Source organism: Pseudoalteromonas luteoviolacea DSM 6061, assembly GCF_001625655.1.
GTDB classification, from domain to species: Bacteria; Pseudomonadota; Gammaproteobacteria; order Enterobacterales; family Alteromonadaceae; genus Pseudoalteromonas; species Pseudoalteromonas luteoviolacea.
Map to the genome: position 1 here is coordinate 19,986 of NZ_AUYB01000046.1, position 24,377 is coordinate 44,362.

The 24,377-nt window shown below is 41.8% G+C and carries 17 protein-coding genes and 4 tRNA genes; 14 read left to right on the top strand and 7 right to left on the bottom strand.

The window, feature by feature from the left end; all coding sequences use genetic code 11:
* Positions 1-567 precede the first annotated feature (567 nt).
* From N475_RS25700 to N475_RS02395, 3 genes are read left to right on the top strand one after another with little or no spacing between them, the layout of a single operon-like run.
* On the top strand, positions 568-813 hold the full coding sequence (locus N475_RS25700; RefSeq protein ID WP_162269578.1) for a hypothetical protein: 246 nt from the start codon (positions 568-570) through the stop codon (positions 811-813).
* Entirely contained in the window at positions 803-1,051 is a 249-nt protein-coding gene (locus N475_RS02390; protein WP_063355289.1) for a hypothetical protein, read from the top strand. The genes N475_RS25700 and N475_RS02390 overlap by 11 nt, the downstream gene beginning before the upstream one ends.
* 4 nt (positions 1,052-1,055) lie before the next feature.
* On the top strand, positions 1,056-2,654 hold the full coding sequence (locus N475_RS02395) for a PepSY-associated TM helix domain-containing protein (protein WP_063364626.1): 1,599 nt from the start codon (positions 1,056-1,058) through the stop codon (positions 2,652-2,654).
* Between the two features lie 54 nt (positions 2,655-2,708).
* Here the strand turns inward: N475_RS02395 and N475_RS02400 are convergent, their stop codons facing one another.
* Positions 2,709-4,529, bottom strand: coding sequence for a cytochrome-c peroxidase (locus N475_RS02400; protein ID WP_063355287.1), 1,821 nt, complete (start codon positions 4,527-4,529; stop codon positions 2,709-2,711).
* A gap of 394 nt (positions 4,530-4,923) precedes the next feature.
* Here N475_RS02400 and N475_RS02405 point away from each other — a divergent pair, with 394 nt between their 5' ends.
* Positions 4,924-5,265, top strand: coding sequence for a hypothetical protein (locus N475_RS02405; protein WP_063355286.1), 342 nt, complete (start codon positions 4,924-4,926; stop codon positions 5,263-5,265).
* Positions 5,266-5,299: 34 nt separating this feature from the next.
* Here N475_RS02405 and N475_RS02410 read toward each other — a convergent pair whose 3' ends face one another.
* Positions 5,300-6,655 (bottom strand): hypothetical protein, encoded by a 1,356-nt coding sequence (locus N475_RS02410; RefSeq protein ID WP_063364627.1) that lies wholly within the window; start codon positions 6,653-6,655, stop codon positions 5,300-5,302.
* A 385-nt stretch (positions 6,656-7,040) separates the two neighbouring features.
* Here N475_RS02410 and N475_RS02415 point away from each other — a divergent pair, with 385 nt between their 5' ends.
* From N475_RS02415 to N475_RS02445, 7 genes are read left to right on the top strand one after another with little or no spacing between them, the layout of a single operon-like run.
* Positions 7,041-8,309 carry an efflux RND transporter periplasmic adaptor subunit gene (locus tag N475_RS02415; RefSeq protein ID WP_063355284.1) on the top strand — a complete coding sequence of 423 codons (1,269 nt, stop codon included), beginning with the start codon at positions 7,041-7,043 and terminating at the stop codon, positions 8,307-8,309.
* A 17-nt stretch (positions 8,310-8,326) separates the two neighbouring features.
* Positions 8,327-9,022, top strand: coding sequence for an ABC transporter ATP-binding protein (locus N475_RS02420; protein WP_063355283.1), 696 nt, complete (start codon positions 8,327-8,329; stop codon positions 9,020-9,022).
* A 10-nt stretch (positions 9,023-9,032) separates the two neighbouring features.
* A complete protein-coding gene (locus N475_RS02425) occupies positions 9,033-10,400 on the top strand; it encodes an ABC transporter permease (protein ID WP_063355282.1) in 1,368 nt (455 codons plus the stop codon).
* Positions 10,401-10,404: 4 nt separating this feature from the next.
* On the top strand, positions 10,405-11,631 hold the full coding sequence (locus N475_RS02430; protein ID WP_063355281.1) for an ABC transporter permease: 1,227 nt from the start codon (positions 10,405-10,407) through the stop codon (positions 11,629-11,631).
* A gap of 51 nt (positions 11,632-11,682) precedes the next feature.
* On the top strand, positions 11,683-13,017 hold the full coding sequence (locus tag N475_RS02435) for a sigma-54-dependent transcriptional regulator (protein ID WP_063355280.1): 1,335 nt from the start codon (positions 11,683-11,685) through the stop codon (positions 13,015-13,017).
* Positions 13,017-14,345 carry a sensor histidine kinase gene (locus tag N475_RS02440; RefSeq protein WP_081215808.1) on the top strand — a complete coding sequence of 443 codons (1,329 nt, stop codon included), beginning with the start codon at positions 13,017-13,019 and terminating at the stop codon, positions 14,343-14,345. Before N475_RS02435 ends, N475_RS02440 begins: the two co-directional genes overlap by 1 nt.
* Before the next feature lie 47 nt (positions 14,346-14,392).
* Positions 14,393-15,487 (top strand): hypothetical protein, encoded by a 1,095-nt coding sequence (locus N475_RS02445; protein ID WP_155730808.1) that lies wholly within the window; start codon positions 14,393-14,395, stop codon positions 15,485-15,487.
* A gap of 59 nt (positions 15,488-15,546) precedes the next feature.
* Here N475_RS02445 and N475_RS02450 read toward each other — a convergent pair whose 3' ends face one another.
* Positions 15,547-17,427, bottom strand: coding sequence for a S8 family peptidase (locus N475_RS02450; protein ID WP_063355278.1), 1,881 nt, complete (start codon positions 17,425-17,427; stop codon positions 15,547-15,549).
* A gap of 772 nt (positions 17,428-18,199) precedes the next feature.
* Between N475_RS02450 and N475_RS02455 the strand changes: the two genes are divergently transcribed.
* The 3 genes from N475_RS02455 to N475_RS02465 all read left to right on the top strand — a co-directional run bounded on the left by N475_RS02455 (position 18,200) and on the right by N475_RS02465 (position 23,259).
* Entirely contained in the window at positions 18,200-21,760 is a 3,561-nt protein-coding gene (locus N475_RS02455) for an nSTAND1 domain-containing NTPase (RefSeq protein ID WP_063364628.1), read from the top strand.
* 165 nt (positions 21,761-21,925) lie between these two features.
* Complete coding sequence (locus N475_RS02460; protein WP_063355276.1) at positions 21,926-22,687, top strand: hypothetical protein; 762 nt, start codon at positions 21,926-21,928, stop codon at positions 22,685-22,687.
* Complete coding sequence (locus N475_RS02465; RefSeq protein ID WP_063355275.1) at positions 22,684-23,259, top strand: hypothetical protein; 576 nt, start codon at positions 22,684-22,686, stop codon at positions 23,257-23,259. The genes N475_RS02460 and N475_RS02465 overlap by 4 nt, the downstream gene beginning before the upstream one ends.
* Positions 23,260-23,977: 718 nt before the next feature.
* Here N475_RS02465 and N475_RS02470 read toward each other — a convergent pair.
* The 4 genes from N475_RS02470 to N475_RS02485 form a co-directional block, all read right to left on the bottom strand.
* A tRNA-Leu gene (locus N475_RS02470) sits at positions 23,978-24,064 on the bottom strand.
* A gap of 36 nt (positions 24,065-24,100) precedes the next feature.
* A tRNA-Cys gene (locus tag N475_RS02475) sits at positions 24,101-24,174 on the bottom strand.
* A 17-nt stretch (positions 24,175-24,191) separates the two neighbouring features.
* Positions 24,192-24,267: transfer RNA gene (locus N475_RS02480), tRNA-Gly, on the bottom strand.
* Between the two features lie 19 nt (positions 24,268-24,286).
* Positions 24,287-24,373, bottom strand: a tRNA-Leu gene (locus N475_RS02485).
* Positions 24,374-24,377 lie beyond the last annotated feature (4 nt).

Here is a 24,377-nt window from a genome sequence, read left to right on the forward strand (position 1 = left end):
TGCCTCTAGTTTATTTGGTGATATAGAACCCAGTGCAAAAACTCTTAGCTTTAGACACTACATCAATTACAGATGGTCCAAAATCACCAGCTCAGTATTTTGACAGATAACGTATCTGTGCCTAATCACCTAGAACAACAGGCAACTAGAAATAAGCGAGGTTTGAAGCAAGGTTTAAAGTTTGATCGTCCATGTTCCATTGCTTCAGCCTAACCCATACAACACAACAGTACTAATATTATTGTGCGCTCTTACAATACGTTACCATGATTTATTCAAGACATCTGAAATCAACGTATCTGCGCCAGAACTAAATATCATACTCGTGCCACTGAGAAAGCTACGGAGGGCGTTAGACTTAGTCGCGCATAATACGAACACACAACTAGATTTGTAAATTTGTAATTAAACTGGACAATTTAGGCTCAAGTGTTGAATTTTGATTCACTTATTGAAACAATAAAGAACAAAATAACAATTATTACTATTCTCATGAGCCTTCTCGCTATTATCCCTATATGGATTGCATCACTGTTACTCTATTTGGCCAGCCCTAAACAGTATTTGTTGAGCAAACCGTTACCTAAGTGGCCAAGTTACCTTTTAGCACTTGGCTTGTATGTATGCGCAAATACTTTGTTTGCTCAAAGCTACCCGCTAGTATCCGCTTTACTCGCCAGTTTAGTCGTCTTAATGATGGGACTTGTAAGCGTCACTTTATTAGCGGGTAAATCGAAACGTTTGTTTATGGTGACTTCTGTTTTGCTACTCACAATATGCTCAAGCGTCGGAGGGATTTTATATGTGGCCTAAAACAATATTAGGATTCCTGTTTGGTTTGTTAATCTCAGTATCCGTGGCACTGAACACCAACCTTATTTTACCGTTTGCAGAAGATACACGACTGTTGATTGGTCTTATTTTGGGGTTCCCTATTTGGGCCAGCATTATGGTATGGGCGTATGCGTTTGACACTGCTCGTAAAGCAGCAAAGTATATGCTTTTAGTACTCTTACCATCAGCGCTCCTCAACGTTTTCTTAATGGTGTAACGCAATGAAAAGCCAAACCTTGAAATCATTAACAAATGCACATGCATGGATAGGACTGATCATTTCATTTGTCTTATTTATTGTATTTATAGCCGGCTCTATTAGCTTGTTTAGAGAAAATATTGAAACTTGGGAGAAGGTCTCTCTGATTGGTGAACACTCCCCTCATACTAGTCAAGTTTCATATGACACAGTGTTAGCTAAATTAGACGAAAAATACGAGATTGATACCCACCATATTTTTTACCTATATCAACCAACAGAAAGAAACCCTTTTCTTCAAGTCTATTTTGCTATTGAACTTGATGAACCTCACCCGATAACAGGTGAAGATCATCAAGACATGTACCTATTACTAAATCCTGTTAATGGGGACATCATTGCCGATGCCAACGAGTTTCAATTTGCTAACTTTGTCTACCATTTACACTACGATCTGGGCGCTGGGCGAATTGGTTTATATTTTGTTGGCATTATCACGCTATTCTTTTTTGTTGCGCTGATAAGTGGTGTGGTTATTCATTGGCGCAAGTTATTCAAAAATTTCTATCAATACCGTTTAGGAGCCAATAAAGATAAGTGGCTTGATGCACACAACCTCATCGGCACAATGGGGTTGCCTTTTCATATTATGTACGCATTTACAGGGCTAGTATTTAACCTTGTGATCATTTATCAAATCTCATATGCGGTATTACTCTATCAAGGTGATCAAGGCAAAGTCCTACAGGCTGCAGGCTTCAATGAGCCACATATCGAAGAGGTAGATATTCGCATGCCGATGCAAGGAATTGATGAACTATATACTAAAGCGATGGATGAGTTGGGTGATGTGACCCTTCGTCGCATGATGATTGAGCATTTTGGCGACCAAAGCGCTGTATTGGTGTTTATGGCAAAGAGCAATGATGAGTTTTCCAATGATGTGGAAGTGCGATACGCAATTAAGGACCAACAGCAAGTCTACATCACCAAGGATAACTACGACAATAATTTGAGGGGTGGCTTAGCTACCATCGCAAGTCTACACTTTGGTGATTTTGCGGGATATGGCATGCGCATAGCCTTTTTTATTCTTGGTTTGGCCACTGCCTACATCATCATTACCGGAAACTTGATGTGGATAAGTAAACGTGCAAAACAGAAAAAGCAGAGTAAACGTAGTCTTACTTTTGTAACGCGACTTACATCAGGCGCTTTTATCGGATGCATGCTGGCAATCGCACTGGGGGCCGTAGCGGCTAAATTAATCCCTTTGGACGTCGCGGGTCGTATGTCGACAATACACACAATTGTGTATGTAAGCTTCTTTTTGTCTACTGTAATTTCGCTGGTCATTAAACAGCAAGACCTGTTCTGCAACTACCTACTCAAGTTTTCAGGGTTGGCTTATGCCATTGCCGCACTGTTGAATATACCCAATTACATTCAGTTTGGCGGTATTCTATCTGGTCAGGTTGTTGCTGATTTGGTTATCGTTGACATGATGCTTTACACCATCGCAGCACTTTGCTGGTACAGCGCCCAAAAGTTTGAAAAGCGTGCAGAACAGTTACAGCAGGAAATTAACACAATGGGCTCAGAAACAGCTTTGAACTCATAAAGCAATTTAGCAATGTCAAAGTAAGGGAGCCTTTGAGCTCCCTTCTTATACTATTTACAAGGCATTACCTTCTTTGTTCACTGCATCAAATTGATGGCCATCAGGCCCCCCATCTCTGCTGGGAATAAGAACGTTGATTTCATGACTGCCGGCCAGTGCTTTGGGATCCGTTAAAGCACGCAAAAATGCTGCCAAGTAGCTTACCTGCTGTGGCGTAAACCCTCGAATAATCGCATCATCACTTCTGCCTGATGCTGCACGGTTTTGTGCATTGAGCGCCAATACATAGTCACCTGCATCGCCAACAATATGCTCACACTGCTCAGTATTTAAATGCTGAAACTGTGGTAAACCACAGGTTTCATTTTCACCATAAAAGCGCTCTAAAGAACCAGTAACATCTGAATAGTGCTCAATAACACGCTCCAAAGTAGCAAACACCCCTTTGTCACCATACGGTGCGGTAATACCAACATTCAGCAAACTAGGCATTCTAAACTGGTTTTTAAAGTTACCATCAGCCACACCATGTGCACCAATTTGTGGATATAATGGTCCTCTTGTGCGCTCTGGGGTAAACATCACACCATCATGGCAATTGGCGCAGCCTGCACCTGTATAAAAGAATAGAGCACCACGTTTTTCTTCTTCACTTAACTTATCATGTTGACCCTCAATGTAGTTGAAGAAAGGGTTGTCAATAAACAAGAATGACGCCTGATACGCCGACATGGCTCTTGCAATGCGAAGGAAGTTCACCTGCTCATCACCAAATGCGGCTTTAAAATATGGCTTCCATTGCTCACTCAACCTCTGCGCAATAAATTCGCGATATGCTTGAGGGGATTCGAATCCAGCAGGATCTCCCATTTCCGCGGGGGCGGTTATCGGGAAATGTGCCTGCGCCATTAATAAACGCAAGGGATCCGTATTCGCCACCTCTTCGTTCATTAATCGCGTAACTTCCAGTTCAGGTGTCTGTATATCGGCTGTAGAAACAGTACCAACTTCACTATCGCGACTTGCTTCGCGCAGACGAACACGTTGATCCCAAAACATGCTATCTACCCACAGTGCTGAGTTACATATTTGTGGTGAATTCCTACCAACGCTTGGCACCACTGTGCCATCACTTCTCCCCAAGCCCATTAAGCCTGCATTTTCGGCATTCACGCCGATAGATAAAGACAGTCCATCACTACCACACCCTTGTGCAGGGTGATGACAAGATGCACAGGAAGTGTCGTAGTTTTGGCTAAGCGCCTTGCTAAAGAATAAGCGCTTCCCCAGTTCAATCAATTGTGGATCTTCTTGACGGCGATAACGCGCAACATACGCCTGCATATCATCGAGCCCCTGTCGAAGAGTATAATGATCAATGAGTTTATCCATACACACATCCAATTCACTGTCAGCTATTGCATTCAAATCATTGGTTCCACAATGATCAACTAAACGTGCAATTCCCACTCGGATAATCGACCCATTTCGCATGCCATCATTGTCATCAGAACTAAGTGTTTTTACGATATCTATGTTAGAAGCCTGGCTAGAGAGCTTATTTTTGCCTCTGGTAAATGCAGTTACATGGTAAACATGTTCACTATTGGGGACTGCTGTTGTATCAATGTAAAATGTAACCTTTGTCCGACCAATGCGCTTGCCATCACGAAAGATCCTGTAACCAGCAATGCCTTCAACACCCGTTGGGGCTTGCCAACTCAAACCAACTTCGGTAGCTGAACGTACTTTTGCAACCAGTTGCTCTGGAGCGGATACCTCAATGGGCGTACTAGCAGACGCAAAGGTGGATATCATTATTATTGGGACCAAGGCGACGTGCCTTAGCAGGTGCCAGTAGCTATTTCCAAACATCGTATTTCCTCCGTAACGACTTATGCACTCTTCGAGAGTGAGGTAATGGTCCACCAGCCCCTGTGCCCGTCACTCTATAAGACTACAAGTAGCCGACCCTCTATAAGGAACAAAGCTACTTAAAATCAAATAATTAGACTGGTAGACGCATTGCTAGACAGCTTGAGCATGAAATAAGGAAAAAATATGGAGAAAACAAAATAAACCAATAAAAAAGAATTGGGGAAAATATATTTAGTACGTAAAAAGGTTCTAACTCCAACATAAATAGCACAACGAAGTTATGAAAAAATTGAACACGTATCACCCTCAACATTTAAAGCTCAACTGGAAACAACTGACCATCTTATGGAATAATGACCCTATATAAGAAACTAAAGAACACCGTTGCAACATGGAATTGATACACCATAAGGATTCAACACTCGTACTGGTGTTGTTGCTGTTTATCGTCACACTGCTTCCTGCAAAACTCACAATACGTTTTATTGACCCTGATTATGGGAGCTTCACGCGCTGTGCTGTGACGGTACTCATTATCACAATTACAATACTTTTCTCGCTTCAAGCCCTCGAGTCATTAATCAGTATTACGTTAGTATTTTTATGGATAATGTTTGTTTGCAATCGAACTTTAGGATTATCAAAGTCTTGGAGCTGGATATTCACGCTTTGGTTGGGGTTAATCCAGCTTGCAGCCCTTCACGGGCTGCAACAAGTTGGATTTCATATTTAGACTAAAAAGTTAAAAGCCTAAATCAATGGTCGCATTAGTTACGATTAAAGAAACGATAATAGACAAAAACATACGACTTATATTCCGGTAGAGAAAGCCTAAACACATCCTGTTTAGAAGACACAAACGTTCGATACTCGTTCAAAGCTTGAGGCGCATGTGGGTGACCCCAAAGTGACATTGAAAAACTATCTAGCGCAGAGAAGTCTGCCTCGCCCAAGTCTATTGCGTCACCAAACTGAAATTCAGGTAAAGTTCCTGCAACGTCACTGTCTATGAACCAATCTACCGATTGTTTATTCGTCGTAGTAAAATCGAATTGCAACGTTAGCCGGTGAAGCCTGCTATCCAAATCACTAAAGTCATATGTGAAGCTAAAGCTTCCATTCGCGCCACCAGCTACAAAAGCGGTGGCAGCATCTCTATTTAAAGTGACTGGTACTTCAACATCTACGGTACCATCATTTGAAATTACTGAACGAGAATTTGAATATGAATGAACTTGAAATTCGTTAGGCCCTAAATCGAAGTGATCACTTTGGGAAACTCGATAGTTATTGGATGCAGCTAAGCTTGGGAAAATATATGGCATATCAACTTCTAACGCGAAAAATGCATCATTGTAGCTGTCATCAATACCTGTTGGATCTACAATTAATATGCGCTCTGACCCATCACCCGAATATGATTGAGTGGAAACCCTCACACCTGCATGTCGAAACTCTTCGCTTTTCAAACTCAGTGAGCTCATACTATTGACTGGCACTTTTGCTGCGAAAGCTTCATCACCAGATGGAGATACAACAGCAAAATAGAAAGGCTCGTCACTCTCGCATCTGCTCACCTCTATTGTTTTCCTATCACCACTCAATGCGTCAACAGCAATAAGACTGCCGTTATACAATGTATAACCTGGATACATTCCCCCTATCTCACTTACATCAATATTGACCTGATCACAAACGCGTTCAGTTGGACAAGATGGCTGTGAGCTAGGTCTTGAAAATGTAATTCTGCCCAGGTTTACCCCTTCACTGATATCCATGTAAGTAAATATTTGACTGTACTTACCATCGGAATTGACCGCAGACAAATGTTTTGCATTTTCTGGGATACTCCCTTTAAATAGTCCGTTTGCATCTGTCTGATATGTTGTAACCACTTCTCCATTCGCGTTGTGGAAAATAATATCCGTATTTGGTTGTGCTTCGAGCTTTTCACAGCCTGGGTATACAGCCTCTAGTTGAACAGATTTGTCAGCTGCTTTTTCAATTATTGATGAAAGTGAATTATTCTCTGGAGTAGAGTCCGCAGATGAGCCACCACATCCACTTAAAAAGAATAGGACTGTGGTGCTAATTAAAGAGCGATATAGCTTTTTGCTTTTCATTATAAATTCCCATTTAAATTACCGCGCGATATTAGCATATTCATTGTCGTAAAAATTTTCCAAGACGATAATACACCTTATTACTATCCCCTTTATGTAAATAAATTTAGCGCAGCAAGAGTAAATTACAGATGCCTACATAATGATCTTTGATTGGATACTATAATTGCCTAATAATTTTTTGTGTTGCCATACTTTGCATGTTCAACACCTGTCCACTGTCCGGCTAAATTTCACTGTCCGCGTACTGTCCGCTGTCCGTCCGCTTATCACTAAAACCATTCAAGAAAAAAGCAAAAACCTTATTAAATCATAATCTTAAAAGTTGGCACATGTTTTGTTTTATGGATTAAAACGATTTTAATTTTTCAAGGAGTTTGATGCCATGATCCGAAGTACATCCAATCAAGACAAGGTAATCACCAAAAAGCCAGCCTCAAAAAAGTGGCTAATAGCCGGTATTACAGGTATTGGACTGTTAAGCGCTGTCGCATTATCTCTAGATAACTTTTCACAATTGCTTTCTGCTGAACAAGTCATTTCAAGTCAACAACTAAAGACTGCAAAAGTGAAGCGTGGCGATATCATTCAAGATGTGCGCGTCGAAGGAAGAACCCTCGCGGCAGTCAGTCCATCACTTTATGCTATTGCATCTGGTACGGTGACCCTACATGTTAAAGCCGGAGATACAATTAGTGCAGGACAGGCGTTAGCAAGCCTCGATAGTCCTGAACTTCGCAATCAACTGTTACAAGAGAAGGCAACATTACAACGCTTGGAAATGGATGTTAAACGTCAGCAAATTGCGATAAAGCAACAGCGGCTCGACAATACTCAAGCAATGGAGCTGGCAAAAGTCGAGTTAGAAGCAGCCCAGAGTGAAATGGCACGTGCAAACGCCAGTATTGAGAAACAAATCATATCTAAGCTAGAGCTTGAGCAAACCATGGTAGAGCTTAAGCGCGCAGAATTGAACGAGCGCCATGCAATAGACAGCTTAACGTTGTCACAAGAACAACTTAACTTTGAACTACAAAGTACCCAATTAGATCTGGATCGCCAACGCCACCTAGTTTCAGATTTACAGCGCCAAGTTGATGCACTCACACTCACATCTCCTCTCAACGGTATTGTGGGCAACTTGAATGTGCAGCAGAAACAGCATGTACAAAGAGACACTGAACTCATGTCACTGGTTGATTTAAGAGAACTCGAAGTCGAAGCTTATATTCCAGAGAATTTGGCCGATGATCTAGGCATTGGTTTGGCTGCACACGTACAGATCAACAACCAATACTACCCTGCAACATTGATGGCTATTTCCCCAGAAGTTGAAAATGGCAGAGTGTCTGGTCGCATACGCTTCGAGCAACAACCAGATAACTTAAGGCAAAACCAGCGGGTGAATGCCCAAATCATCATCTCCCAAAAACGTAATGTGCTGAAAGTAGAACGCGGCGCATTTGTCGAAACGGGTTCAGCCAGATTGGCATACCGCGTTTCTGATGGCAATGCGTATAGAACCTCGATTCAACTTGGGATCAAAAGTATTCGAGAAGTTGAAGTGAAAGATGGCTTACAGGCTGGTGATACCATAGTAATATCTAGCCTATCTCCATTTGGGCAAGCCCAACAAGTCATCTTAAGCGAATAAAAATAAAAGGAAAAACCATGCTAAAAATGAATGATATCAGCAAAATTTATCGTACTGACTTGGTGGAAACACACGCGCTTAGCGGCGTAAACCTAACAGTTGAAGAAGGCGAGTTCATTGCTGTAACGGGCCCATCGGGGTCGGGAAAAACCACTTTCTTAAATATCACTGGGTTGCTTGAAACCTTTGAAGAAGGGCAATACTTTCTAGACGGTGAAGATGTGAGTCAGTTATCTGATAAACACTTATCTCGCTTACGAAACGAAAAAATAGGATTTATATTCCAAGGCTTTAACCTCATCTCAGACCTAAACCTCTATGACAATATAGAAGTGCCCTTAATTTTCCGAGGTCTCAATAAGCAAATTCGTAAACAGCGCATTGAAGAAAGCCTTGAACTCGTTGGCCTTGGCAGTCGAGCCAACCATTTTCCAGCACAATTGAGTGGTGGACAACAGCAACGCGTAGCCATTGCACGCGCGCTTGCAGGAAAGCCACGCTTTTTACTTGCTGATGAACCAACTGGCAACCTCGATACCATGATGGCTCGTCAGGTCATGGAGTTATTACAAGAGATAAACCGCCAGGGAACCACGTTAATTATGGTGACCCATGACAATGAATTAGCACAAAGAGCCCATCGTAACATTCAGATATTAGATGGTCAGTTAAGTGATATTGCCAAAAGTCAGCTTACTGATTTGGCTGTGTAAAGGGGGCGCTATGAATGACTTACTTCACCTTGCATGGCAAGGGTTTAGGCAGAAATCAAAATTAACCTCTTTAATGATAGCTAACCTTGTGATCGGCATTACCTTGCTGTTGACCATGGGCACAATCATTGCTCAAAGTGGACAGTCCGCAATTTCGCACAAATTGGACCAGCTACACCATATCAGCTTGAACTTTATGGATGCTGAGTTTGATAGAAGAAACGCGTTTAGAACACCTCCATTGACGTATCGCGATACTCAAGCATTAACGCAAGCATATCAGCAAGATGATATTGAACTGGAAAACTTAAGTTTCAGCTATACGACATCGTTTGTTTTGGATGTAGAAGACGACACGGCAAGACCCATGGATGCCACCAGCTCAGCTGTGGACAATGCCTTCTTTCCCATGATGCAAATTCCCTTTTTATATGGCGCTGCGTGGGGTGACGATATGTCAGAAGAGGCAATTATCGTGCTAGATAAAAAAGCCAATGACCACCTTTTCGCTGGGCAAAACTCAGTAGGCAAGCGTGTCGTTATCAATAATCAGTTGCTCGAAGTAGTTGGCGTTGTAGACTTATCCAGTCACACATACCGCTTTCAAAATATCAGCTTCAGCAACCGGGAAAACGATCTTGCCTTTGTACCGCTGGGCTATGCAATTAACCATAACCTGCCTCGTGTCGGTTACATGCCCTGCATGACGAAAGAAGAACCAGCACGTCCTAGCTACCGTCAAAGTGATATTAACGGGCTAAAAACCGCAGAGTGTGGCTTTATTCACGCATGGGCCGAAGTATCTTTATTGAACAGTGATGAACAGCTTGGGAATTTAACATTGTGGCTCAGAAACTATACAAAGCAGCAAGCTTCGCAAGGTCGATTCACACACCTTGAGAGCTACTACGTTCAGTCACTAAGGCTATTCCATGACACAATTTATGGGTTTATGGACTGGGAGCGAGTGTACCTTAACTTTGCCTATTTATTATTTGCTATTACCTTGGTGAATACTGTGGGCATTTTACTGGCTAAAAACCAACACCGCGCTAAGCTGGTGTCTCTTTATCGTGCCTTGGGGGCCAACCGTGCCTACATTATCCAAATACAAATCATCGAGCTATTTATAGCGGCTTCTATTGCCATCATTCTAGGCCTAGTTGGTGCTCAGATTGGTTTGTACGTCATGTATTTACTCGCATTATATCAAATGGATTATGTAGGTGTTGCCGACCAAGTACTCAAACTGTACTCAATGGATATGCTGTTTGCGCTCAAAGCAGCTGGCGCTATTTATCTGACAATTATAATCGCAGGCTTATTCCCTATCATTAAAGCCAGTCGCATTGCACCAGCTTCACAATTACGAGGGTAGTATCATGGCAATTAAACATATCTTGAAATTGATCTTTAAACACAAGAGTATTTCGCTGTTGATCACTTTGCAAATTGCCATAGCGGTGACCATTGTAGGTAATACCAGTTTTATCAGCTACCGTACACTCCAAAATTGGCTCATTCCGTCACATATGGCTGAAGAGCAAATTATCAATGTTTACACTCGTGTTTTTGATAAAGACTTAGATCAAGGCGCATTAATAGAACGAGACCTACAAAATCTGCGAGCTTTGCCAGAAGTAGAATTCGCAAGTTATGCGGCAAACGAACTCGTCCTCGCAACTGTTAATGGTCGCAACTTTGTGCACAATAGCTTAGATAGAGAAAAACAAGGTGAGCGCCTTGCTTTATTTGCACAAACACCTCAAGGGGTAGAAGCGCTGGGCGTAAAGTTAACTCAAGGGCGTACTTTCTACGATACCGAATACATGTTCACATCAACGGGACCACAAGCACAACGAGCAAGTGTTGTTGTAATTAGCAATACACTTGCACAAGCCCTCTTCCCTGAGCAAAATGCACTTGGTCAAACGCTTTTCCTGCACACTGAGCGGCTGCCCTATCAAGTCATTGGTATTTATGAAGACATGATGCTGGGAGAAAATGCTGTCTACAACAATAGCTGGTACCACTCAGCCATCATTCCTGAAGCGCACTATGGGCAAAATAGTCAGGTTAACTATATATTGAAAGTACATACCGACGGTTCAAAACGTACGCTTGAAAATATAGAAAACCTGTTGTTCAAAGAAGAAGGCCGCATTGTTAAGCAAGTCGAATATGCTGCACGTGCTAAAAAACGCCTGTGGGACGGCCGCAGTACTTTTGCGTTTATCATGATGGGGATTAGTGGCATAGCAATTTTAGTGACGGGTGTTGGGATCATTGCGCTCGTTTCATTTTCTATTTCCGTGCGGACTAAGGAGATAGGTGTATTGCGAGCACTTGGTGCAAGCCAAAATAGAGTTTTACGCACACTACTACTTGAAAACAGTATTTTGGCATTTGTTGGAATTGCCGTCGGGCTGTTCGCGGCATTGTGGCTAAACCAGTATTTTGTGACTAATTTGAGGATCCAAGGTCTGATTGTGCCATGGCTCGCTGCAATTGTTGCGATTGCCGTTTGGCTGCTAAGTGCTTGCGCTGTCTATATTCCGGCTCGTAAAGCCGCTAAGATAGCCCCTGCTCAAGTAACAAAAACTAGTTAAAAAATAATAATTAGCCAGTACATTAAGTGCTGGCATCAGAGTAACGACGTTATGCAACATAGAATACTTGTTATCGATGACAACCAAGATGTTGTCAAAGCGCTTAAACTGCTCTTTTTGCTCAATGATATAGACTGTGACGGCGCAACCTCTCCAGAGCAAGGGCTTGAAATGCTCAAGACGTCTTCCTATGACCTTGTCATTCAAGACATGAACTTTAGCTTGGACACAACCTCGGGCGTTGAAGGTAAAGCCCTGTATCAAGATATCCGACAGCTCAATTCCGATTTACCTATAATTCTGCTCACCGCATGGGGTAATCTAGAAATGGCTGTCGAACTAATTAAAGATGGTGCGGCCGACTACTTAGAAAAACCATGGCGTGAAGAAAAGCTACTTGCATCAGTCAATCAGCTGATGGAAATGTACCGATTAGAAAAGGCGCAATTTAAGCAGCAAAAGCAGTCGCTGGCACGCACGACGAAGTTAGCCGATAAATTTGATCTCGCGGGTCTTGTATACGCAGATCCTGCCATGCTCAGTTTACTCGAAGTTGCCACACAAGTTGCCCACTCTGATGCCCCAATCTTAATCACTGGTCCAAATGGTGCTGGAAAAGAAAAGATAGCCGAGGTCATTGTTGCCAACAGCCCTTATAAAGAAGCCCCGTTTATCAAAGTCAACGCAGGTGCTTTGCCTGCTGATTTAATAGAGGCAGAGCTATTTGGTGTCGTCAGTGGTGCTTACACTGGCGCAACAAAAAGCCGTATTGGGCGCTTTGAAGCCGCTGATGGAGGCACGTTATTTTTAGATGAAATAGGTAACTTACCACTCTCTGGTCAGCAAAAACTGTTAAGAGTATTACAAACGGGTGAGTTTGAGCCCGTAGGCAGTAGCCAGACTAAAAAAGTGAAAGTACGCGTAATAAGTGCCACCAATGCAGAACTCTCTAAGGCAATTTTACAAGGACAATTTAGAGAAGACTTATACTATCGCCTTAATATGATTGAGCTTAGCTTGCCATCATTGACTGAGCGCCCCGAAGACATCATCCCCCTTGCAGAGCATTTTATTGGCGAAGGCAAACAGCTTAGTTCTGGCGCTATACACACCCTAAAGCGATACAATTGGCCGGGTAATGTGCGAGAATTGCAAAATGTGATAGGCAGGGCAAAGCTCCTCGCGCAGGGCAATATCATTGAGCCAAGCGACCTAGGGATCAATATAAAGCAATCAAGCAGTGCAGCAACATCAGAATTTTCTGCCCAAGATATTCGGGCAGCGCTTAGCTCCCATGATGGAAATGTAACGCATGCAGCTAAGAGTCTAGGGTTAAGCCGACAAGCAATGTATAGGCGAATGGATAAATTTGGAATTGAACGCTAATGAAGCTTAAATGGAGTTCACTTGCAGGCAAAATGGCTTGCTTTTGCGCTGGATTTATTTTGATGCTGGTGGCGATGCAGTTTGGACTAACCTTGCTGGGTGTGCCTTTTGAAGTTGCGACGGGAGTGTCATTACTCTTGGTTCTTCCGATGGTTTTTGTTTGCTGTGAAATGATTTTTCGACAACATAAACGTGCCATAGATACGCTCACTAATGGACTTAAAAGCATTCAAGATGGTGACTTCTCAATTCGGCTTTCATCTCACCACAATGCTGATTTAACAGAAGCACTTGTAATGTATAACAAACTTGCCCAAAACATAAAGCATCAACGTCAATCGATAAACCAGCGAGAACTTTTGCTCGATAGTATCGTTCAAGCTTCTCCTATGGGCATTGTTTTACTCGATACTTTTCATCACATTGTGTATTTCAATAATGAAGCCACTCAACTATTACAACGCCCCAAACTCGATGGCGTACCTCTACATCAATGCGTGGACAAATTACCCCCTAATTTGCAAAGAGCAATTGCAGAACGACAAACAGGGTTAATCAGTTTTGAACAAAATGACCAAAAACAAAGTTATTACTTGAGCTTTAAAAAGGTCATGATGAATCAAAAGCATCATCAACTCTTGGTTTTTAAGAATGTCTCCAATGAATTGAGTCAAGAAGAAATCAACATGTGGAAAAATGCGATTCGTTTGATAAGTCATGAATTGAATAATTCCCTCGCGCCCATTAGCTCCCTCACCACATCGGCAAAAACGATGGTAGAACAAAGCAAACACTTGGATATGTTGCCAGACATTTTGCAAACCATCGACCAGCGTACTACGCATTTAAGTTCATTTATCGCAAAGTATGCACAATTCGCGAAATTGCCCAAACCCAATATGGACTATCATGAGCTAGCGCCTCTTTTTGAACAAGTGAGCCAGCTCTACCCTTTTCAATTGTTGGCGCCTTTGCCAGTTGAAAGAGCCTTTTTCGACTTGGCTCAAATGGAACAGGTACTGATCAACATTTTAAAGAACGCACATGAGTCAGGCAGTAAATCCGATGATGTTGCAGTCAAGGTTGTCAAAGATTATGCTCGCCTTCGAATCGCTGTTGTTGATCGTGGCTCTGGGATCATCGATGGTAACCACCATCAGGCCTTACTGCCTTTTTACTCGACAAAAGCCGATGGGACAGGTTTAGGTTTGAGTCTTTGCAATGACATTGTATACGCACATCAAGGCCACATTAAGCTCAAAAACCGCCAGCAAGGAGGGTTAATGGTTGAATTTGATATCCCATTGCAGGACACTACTACCATATAAAGGATTTGCACCTGTCTTCATGTTTGGGTGCCTTCACGGGAAAGACTATGACGACAATATTCCGCCAGGGAACTGCATGTATTAGTTTACTAATATTGATGGGTTGCCAAACAACACCCAAAACTGACATCAAACCAGTACAAAAACCACCTGCACCATGCTGGTTGCAATCACCGGTAAGTCAAAATCAGGTGGGTTTTATCGGTACTGCAGCTCCGTTAAGCGCAACACAGTATGGTTCTATCATCGCAAGTAGGCAACGTGCATTAACGTCACTGATTACACATTATAAACTGCCACTCATTGAGCTGGAAACCAACAAAGTGACTCACACAGCGTCGAAAATCACACTGAACAATGGAAAAGAAGTCTACTTTTCAGAGCCATACTCTACAGCTGATACCTTGTATAGCTACGCGAGCACCACACCAATCAAAACCAATGAACAATGTAACGAAATTCAATGTAATTTTGTGCAATGTCAACCATCCTGGTTGTGTCAAGGTACCCAAAATAGCGTTATAGGCGTGAGCTATTACACCGCTTTTTCTCACCAAAAGCTCCCAATGAGTGCGCAAAATGCCAGGACACTTGCCGGCTATCTTGCACAGGCTAGAGTTAACATGAATGAACAATTAAGTGAAAGCTTCAAAATTGATGACCAAGCAGATAAGCAACATGCCTTTAAACTCTCTCGACAGGGAGATGTCACCGCTAGCAAGTTTGAAAACCAACTACTTATGACAAATAGCTGTAACTATGGCTCAACACTTTTTGCAAACTATCAATTCTCAGAAAAAGTCACGCCGGCTATGCGGACCATTAATTGGCGAGACAAACAGTTGTTTGAGGGCAAAAGTGTTGTGTTGGGGAATTTTGGCGAAAATGGAACAATTGCGCCTGATAATTTGTTAAGCAGTGCAATTAAATATGCAATACGAGATGCATTGGTTGAGCTTGCAAAAGTTAAAGGTGTAGAGGTTTCATCTAATAGTACACTCGTGCAAAACAATGGCCGATACTACTTGAGTCACGCACATTACTCCATTAAACAAACTGTTTCGGGTCGATTGCTCGATATTCAAATAAACTATAAAGACGGCCTGCCAAATGTCTATGTTTGGTTACTTGAAGAGCGCTGAATCATGGGAAATAAACTCAGTAAGGCGCCAAAATCTCCCTTACTGAGTTTCTTGTAAAGTTACCTTCCACCGCTACACATTAAGCTCAACCCTTTGCAGCTATAGCTAACCTCTTCTTCCTCTAAGCCAGAGAAATCTAAAATGCTGTAGCCACCATCTGTTGGCGTGGAATGCGAAGAGTTACTTGTATCGCACTCCCCTTCAGCTTGCCACATAGCAGGAGACTCCGCCGGACTTAAATTCTTGTTCCAATAATGCGCGGTATAAATTATGCCGTTGTACGTAACTTGCTCTCCACCAGAGTATGGTTTGTTTTGATACCAATCCTGAGGGCATGCAGGTGTTTTTCCAGCATGCAGATATTCTAGTGCTTTAGCGAAGTTGGGTAAGCCATGTCCATAGACATTATCTTGACCCGTTGTGCCCAAGTCATAACTCGTCTCTTTGATTGCGTTAATAATTTGCGTACGACTCCACTGCGGGTTTTGAGACCATAGTCTAGCGATACCACCTGAAATAATCGCCGTCGCTTGAGACGTGCCAGCCCCCACAACATAATTACTGTGATAGCTGTCTAATTTTATCGTTACATTTGAAAAATCACTTACATTAGGCATTTGATGCACTAATAAGGTTGGAAATTCAGTGTAATGATCTAGACCTCTGACGAGGCCCACTGTACTGTGTGGGTAGTTAACAATCATCACCTCGCCACCAGCAGATTTACAACTATTTTCAGCATTATTTAGCGCCACTCTGGTATCATAAGATAAGGCGTGCGTAGTAATTTGCTGCTGAGCATCCGCAGTTGATAAGGTATAAACACATTGCTGTGGTAATGCAGCTTGCATGGATTGGCTGTGTACACCCAAGTCTATCTGGGTATAAGTCAGAGACTCTTCTGCCATTGCACCTTGCTGAATTGTCACTCTTTGAACTGCATAATGACTTCGATTAGCAGTCGAAATAATTTTACTGCCCGGTGCCACCAAATCAATCTCTTGGTTTGCAGGAGAAAAGGAAGCTACTGCGCCATTGGTATCGAGCGCACCAACTGACAATACATTGTGATAAGACGCTGGGTAGTGCAATGTATCATCGTGCACACCACTCCACTTCTTAATTTGGGATCCGTGGTTTCCTGCCGCTGCAACAAATATAACTCCTCGATCATAAGTCAGTCTATCAATCACCGACATTGTCATTGGAGAATACTGGTCACCACTCAGGGACATATTGATGACTTTAGCCCCTGCGTTAGCACATACTTCTATTGCTTCAATTAAGCTACCACCAGTAATTGACGAATTCTTGCCATGCGCTGTTCTTATTAGCTTATGAACCTGTAATCTAGCAACACCTTCACTTAATGCACCTTTTACACCAATACCATTGCCTTGCGCCGCAATGATGCCTGCCATATGAGTGCCATGGCTCAGCGCATCTTGATTCCAAAAACCAGAATACACGCTATGATAACCATTGATATTATTGGGTAAATCAGGGTGTTCACTGTCTACTCCAGAATCAATAATACATACAGGTATTTCGTTTAGAGCCACCGGTAAATTATTAATACCAGTTGCACGCAGCCAATACGGCTCTAATTCACTATTATTAAGGGTTTCAAGACTATGAGAGCTATTGCGTAGGTAATCCAAAGAATTATTGCTCAGTGATAGTCCATAATCTTGTTCAAGCACAACACCCGCAGTTTGCTCTAACCCTGCCACTTGCTGGGCTGACAAATGGCCCTGTGCGATGTAGTTATTACCATTGCGCCCAATCACTTTCAAAGAGCTAAGTACGCTAGGCGAAAGTTGACCTTGCGCATACTCAACCAAATAAACGCCACTTGTTCCTTGCGCATGTACAGATGACAACATGCTCAATCCCGCGGCGACACTTGCAACCAATAAACCTTTCTTCGAACAGACCATACCACCTCCTAACAAGCGATGTTTCTACTTTTATTTATTATTTTGACTTGTTGTATTTTTCTTATTTATCAACACTGCAATTGTTTGTATCAGCGAAACAATCCATTTAAAGCTATCTACATCAGTCTATGACTCAATAACATTTGTATTTATATCGCTACACCTCTTTTTAATTGAGCTTTTTTGTACGATTTTAAGCAATCGATGTTCTCTGTTAGTACGTCACTTTTTAGCGCTTAGACAGTAGAATTGATAATTGCTTATTTCGCGATATAGTCGAGTAAGATTCTTAATCTTTGTCAAACTAAACAGCCCACCCCAACTAACTGCTTTTCTCTTTTTTTTAATTGCTGATTTCTATTATTCACAAGAAATACCGCTACAAAAAACAAGTCCCCTATACTAGCAAACGAAAAATTGATTAAAAAATAACAAAACAAACTCATTAATCACCAAAAAACTGAAAAAAAGCTAGATTTATAAAAAAATTCATAGTAGGGAAATTAAAATCTAAGTCTTATCATGAACTTTACTAAAAAGGTGTTTAAAGGCAACCCTGAAAATCCCGCAAACTTGAATAATATTCATAACCAACTGTTAGGCTTGCCAAATTTAATTTTTTCATCGCAAATGTTATTTTTTGCCTTGAATCGAGGTTGTAATAAGAAGTGAGCTGTAGAAAACCCTATGCCTAAGTGTAATAGCTCTACACGTATTAGTCACAAGAACAGTTGCACGTATCAAGTGCGGCATTAAATTATAAGAGCAAGAAATGATACACATTCTTTTGTCTGACAAACGCTATACGTATAGCCCTGAGTTCAGATTTATAAAACCGAAAGATCAACAAAAGGTGAAAGTAAAGTTCGCTAATGATTTAGTGCTCGCATTGGGTTATAAATTTAAGGAACAAAATAACTACTTCACGATGGCGGCAGAAGCCGCTTTCATGTCCTTAAACCCTTTAGATAGGCAGCAAAGTCAGTTTTTTATAGAACTCAAGCTTACTTCAAGCAATCATGAAACAATAAACCTGCAACAAGACAGCACCAGTATTGGCCTCGGCTATGCTCTAGGCTGCTCGTTAGCTTATCGCAGCCACCTCAATAAAAATGTACATATAGACGAAACATTATTTGCGACTGGCGAAGTTTCACCTAGTGGTAATGTTCATAGCATTGGGCATATTAATAGTAAGGTACAGGGTGCCATTTATGCGATGACACATCGCCATCAGGGTCCCTTTACCATTTTTTACCCCAAAGCCAATGAAAGTGAAATTGAAGCCGATTTAATTGCACAAGTTGCAGAGATGGGCGGCAAGCTATGCCCTGTAGAACATATAAACCAAGCACTGCTTCATATCTTGGGGGAGGATTTTGATGGTGAACAGCAAAATGGCACTTTAACCTTTAAAGGGCTTTGTAGCTTCGATCCTCATGACGCATATTATTTCTTCGGTCGAGAGGAGCTGACAACCAAGCTTGTAAATTTATTCAACGAAAACCCCGCCCTTATCAAAGTACATGGCGTTTCAGGCAGCGGTAAATCAAGCCTTGTAAAAGCAGGATTATTGCCAGAGCTTATCAAGCAACAAGATACCATTAAGTGGCAAATTGGCTTACCCAAGCAATTCTCTAATAGCCATGAACTTTTGTCTCACTTCATTAGTTCAAACGAAGCTGGCTTCATCAGTGTATTGCAAACTATGGCTGTTGACTTGGACAAGTTCATCCAAGAGTTACTGCAACTTAACAAAACCTATCTAGATGAGCTTGCACTGCACTTAAGTGCACATAAAGCAACTTATGTTTGGTTTATCGATCAATTTGAAGAAATCTATGAAATTGATCCTCATAACCGTTTATTACAAAGCCTAGCACTACTAGGTGAGCTAACCCCAATAAAAATAGTGACCAGCATACGAAGCGAGTACTTACATCAGACAGATATGGTAGGTAGGGATTTCTATGTCCCCCACAGCCTTTCGGCAGAAGACTGGTTAAAAATCATTAATAACCAAGCGCTCGCGTTAGGCATTGTGCTAGAGGATGGTTTGGCACATGCCATTCAAACAGAAGCGCTCAAGCTATCTCATGCTCTGCCCGCTGTCGAATATTTGCTCGCACAGATGCACGCGCTTGCTATCACAAGTGAGCAACCCAAAATACTCACTTTTGCGCAGTACAACCAACTCAATAAACTGACGGGTGTTATTTACCAGCAGGCAGAACATATACTTGGTCAATTCGAACCATTAACAGAACAGTTTTTTGAGCTCTTTGTCGGCGTAAATATTAATGGCACTTGTTATGCGAGACATGTTGATTTTATTGCCTTAGAGCAGCAAAACCCTGAGTTACTTGAGCTAGTAAATGCACTAATTGAAAAGCAGCTTATCATACGTCATCAAGCACAAAAGTTACCTCCTTATGTAAAACTGACACATGACTGTTTGATCACAATCGCTGATAACTTATCACTTGACCAACAAATCTGGCCTAGATTTTACATTTGGCTCACCGCCAGAAAGGAGTATTTGCAATGGTTCCATGGTGTAGAAGCAAAATATAAACAGTGGAAAAACTTTGCGACTCAGCCACAAGAGCAGCGCCACTTTACGCTAACAAAACATGAGCTGTCAGACGGGGCAAAATATCTCAGTCAACCGGGTACCGTTGGCGTTGAAGCAGTTAAAAACTATATTATTTCATCGCAAAGCCAATACCAATCTTCGCTCGAGCTTCAAAATAAAACACAAAAGCGCCGACTGCTTACAACCAGTATATTGTTTGTCTGTGCTTTTAGCACCGCAACATTCGCTTATTTTCAGAAGCAACAAATAGAACAAGAACAAGCAAAAACTGCTCAAGCATTAAACCACCTAAAAAACAATGTCCTACTAAATATCAACTCCATAGAACCAATTCTTGCCCAATATTTGCCGACTTTTCAGCGTAAATACCTCAACACTCACCTGTCAAAGTTGGTCAATAGCGTGGATGACATCGGCTTGGATGAGATTGATAAACTTAGGCTGTTACTAATAAAAATTAAAATTCTTCGTCAAGATGACTCAACTCATATAGATGAGGTTATCAGTACAATCAGCGCACTAGAAAGTAGACTTACTTCAATTGGAGATAAAGGTCCAAAAGAGCAGCAGCTCGTCGTGGCTTTTAAATATGAGCTTGGTGCATTGCTACTTAAGCAAGGTAGAGCTGACGAGGCCAAATCTTATTTTAAGCGTGCCCTAAGCAGGATTGAGAACATGCCGGAAGATGAATCCCTCACGCTCACAAAAGCACGGGCGACTTCGCAGATTGCCTCTATTGCGCTAGATGCAGGTGAAATACAGTTTGCTCAAGAGCAACTCAATCAAACTTTGCAAATTCTAAATAATATTGTTCCCTCACAACAGCTCGAACAAGCATACAACGTATTAAGAATTAACGTGTTTAGAGAGTTGGCTAAGGCCTCTTCGTCCCAGCAAAAGTCAAGTGACTTACTGCTACAAGCCAAAACGATACTTGAAAAACAATTAAGTAATGACCCAAACCATTTGGTGTCACAGTACAACTTGTTACGTACCTTCATCAATCTCGCTGAGTATAGTACGAGCAAAACCCAAGCGATGCAGTATTACGACCAAGCCGATGAGTTAGCTCGTAAGTACTCAATCAAAGATCCTGACAACGTATATGTGCAAGTAGCCCAGTTACTTTTAGCAAGCAGACTTGGAAAGAGTAAATTAGCACAAGGCTATCTCGTCGAAGCACAAGAGCACTTTTTAGTTGGATTGGATATAGCTAGGAAATTACGCCAGCTAAATGAGCATAACACTGACTGGCAAGGTCACAGTATCGAACTGTACACAGCATACGCAGGCTACTTTGAAGAATCTGCTCAACCTGAGCAGAGTACGATTTACTACGAAAAGGCGCTACAAGCAGCCATCAAGCTCGCAGCACAGGATCCTGACAATCTAGACTTTATCAGTTTACTTCAAGGCGTTCATTCTAAGGTTGCCTCTCATCTATACGATCTTGGTGACAAAAAAGCAGCACAATCGCATTTAGAGGAAGCTCGTCAGTTAGCTTTAGCTTTGACTCAAAAACGCCCTAGCAACCATGCGTATCAAGTGAGTTATCGGAAAAAGCTATTTAATCTTGGTTACGTGGCCTCTGAACTGAGTGAAGTTGAAAGTGCATGTAACTATTTTAGGCAAGGTAAAAGCCTCTCTGAGGAGTACTTAAAGTCAAATACGAGTATCAAGTGGCAAAAAGCCAAGAATAAGTTCGAACACTACATTGAATTATTAAAGTGTAACTAAAACAGCAACAAACTTTGATAGCATTAGTTAGAAGACGGAAAACATTGTGCTGAAACTTTATCAAAAGTTGTTATACCGCAATTGGTAATGAAGTGACTCACATTAGAGTAATGTCATACAATAGGCGGACATAAGGATACAACAGCAACGACAAAGGGGGTATTGATGTGGTTTGATAACAAACAAGCCGTACAAGAAGCGTATAAATTTATCAAATTTTTACTTAGAAAAAAGGCAATTACGGACCATCGTATCGATACCGAAGCACTTATCCAAGAGACCTTATTAAAAGTGATTAAAGCAACAAAACAAGAAGCTGAGCAAAAAAAAGAGGCGGAGCAGGATGCGCAAAGACTCAACGCTCAAAGCGACTTTAATCACGTGTTGAAAGCATACACATACCGTGCTTTTGAAAGCGTCTACTTAGATATGGGCAGCAACGTCACATATAGAAAAAAGTCTGCTTCAGAGCAGGCAAAAGCGCCTGATGAGGGGCGCTCAGTGCAAATAATCCATTTGTATGAGACAAACCAGGGTGAGGATAAAGCAAGTAACATCTATGAGCTGATGCCGAGCGATCAGCCCTCCCCTGACCAAGTAACCAAAATGGATAAAAATGCACGGTTATTTATAAACTTATTATTGGAAACGATTGCACAAGAGGAAGACAAACAAAAGCAGGCGCTTTTCTATGATTTTTTCTCTTTATCTTTTAGACAAAACGCACTCACGCAAAAACAGTTGGGAGAGCGCCATGGGTTTAAAGGAAATGCTGCAATTACATATATTTCTAGATTTGTAACAAAGTTGGCAAAACGCGTTGAAGAGTCGGGGCTAAGCCTAGAGCTAGGTGGCAACCCCCAAACAGATTTCGACATTTACTTTCTCACTCACAGCAATACAATAAATGAGACGATATCAGTATGAATAAGGTTAAGATCACAGACAAGGTATTAGAGTCGCTAGAAGATCACCTCATTGCAAAATCAATTACAGAGTTTGAGTATGAGGATGACAAAGCTCTCACACCTCAAGAGATGGCGATTATTGAACATATTTATAATCAAAATAAAACCGAGCAAGTGCCTTCAAACGAATTGAACTTTGAAGTACAACTACTTGCAGCCAGTGCAGATCAAGCTGGTATAGACAAGCCTTGGTGGGACTTCGACACCATTATCAATGACACATTCCAACTCGCCGTTTTTAGTTCCTACGGCCAAGATCTCAGCAAGTATGTAGATTTTGAGCTCAATCCTCTTAAAGGCAAAGAGAGAGAGTTTAACGACTACTTTGATACCTTTAGAGGTACCAAGCAAGGTATTCGCATATACTGGGCTAAGAATCGTCGTCAGGTCGTTATGGAAGGCGAATTAGTGCATTCTTTTGAAGGGGATTGTGTGAGTGGGCAAGGTAAAATTGTGTCCAGTGAGTACTTCGGCAATGGCCACTTTAAGCTTATGTTAGAATTTTTCTCATTAGCAGGTGAAGAGCAGTAATCGTGCTTATTTGCTGTGAGCACCTTATTCATTGCGGGCTTTAATTAACGCCCGCAATTACACTGCTCTACACCCAAAGTATACCCTCCAGCTCTATCCAACATCTGCCCAATACTCCATCAAATACTCTTAAGGTCAGCTCTGATGATGCTGAAGTAAATCTCTTTTGATACCTATTAAGTCTCTTAATCAGTTAACGAAAAAAGCGACATCCCAATTCAAGTAATGCAGTTTGTGTCTTTCTGGTCTGGCAAATAAAAGGAAAATATATACTCATAGAACTGAGTGCTGCCACACAAACACATTCACTATAGGTTTAAATGTCACCGTTTAGGTTATTCCAATACACGGCTCTTGGTTTTTATTTATTCAACACTGTGACTGAAACATCTAACACGGCACGCTAAACGCAACCACTCACCCGCAGGCAATTACAAAGGTGATTGGCAACACAGCGCTTTTTTATTTCTGAGCGGAGATTGTGGCAAAGTAATAATGCCCAACAATAATGCCCAACTTAGGGCCAAACTAAAGTATAAAGAAAGTAATACAATAAAAGTGACTACCTAATTTTATCACTCCTACATAGCATCAACTTAAAAGAACTGCTTTAAATAAGAAATGGGCAAGAATGGAATAGATGCACAAAGTCGTTCAAAAAGTTAATTCAGACTAGAAAAATGAGAGAAATATTAGATATATGAGATAAATAGTAAAATGGTGCCCGGGGCCGGACTTGAACCGGCACGCTGTTACCAGCGAGGGATTTTAAATCCCTTGTGTCTACCAATTCCACCACCCGGGCATCGGATGTCTATAAAATAGATTACGTGGAAGTAAATGGAGGCGGAACCCGGAGTCGAACCGAGGTAGACGGATTTGCAATCCGCTGCATGGCCACTCTGCCATTCCGCCATACTCTTATAAAGAGTTGGAGCGAGTAACGAGGTTCGAACTCGTGACCTCGACCTTGGCAAGGTCGCGCTCTACCAGCTGAGCTATACTCGCATTTTCACTTGTAAACAAGTGGTGCCCGGGGCCGGACTTGAACCGGCACGCTGTTACCAGCGAGGGATTTTAAATCCCTTGTGTCTACCAATTCCACCACCCGGGCATCG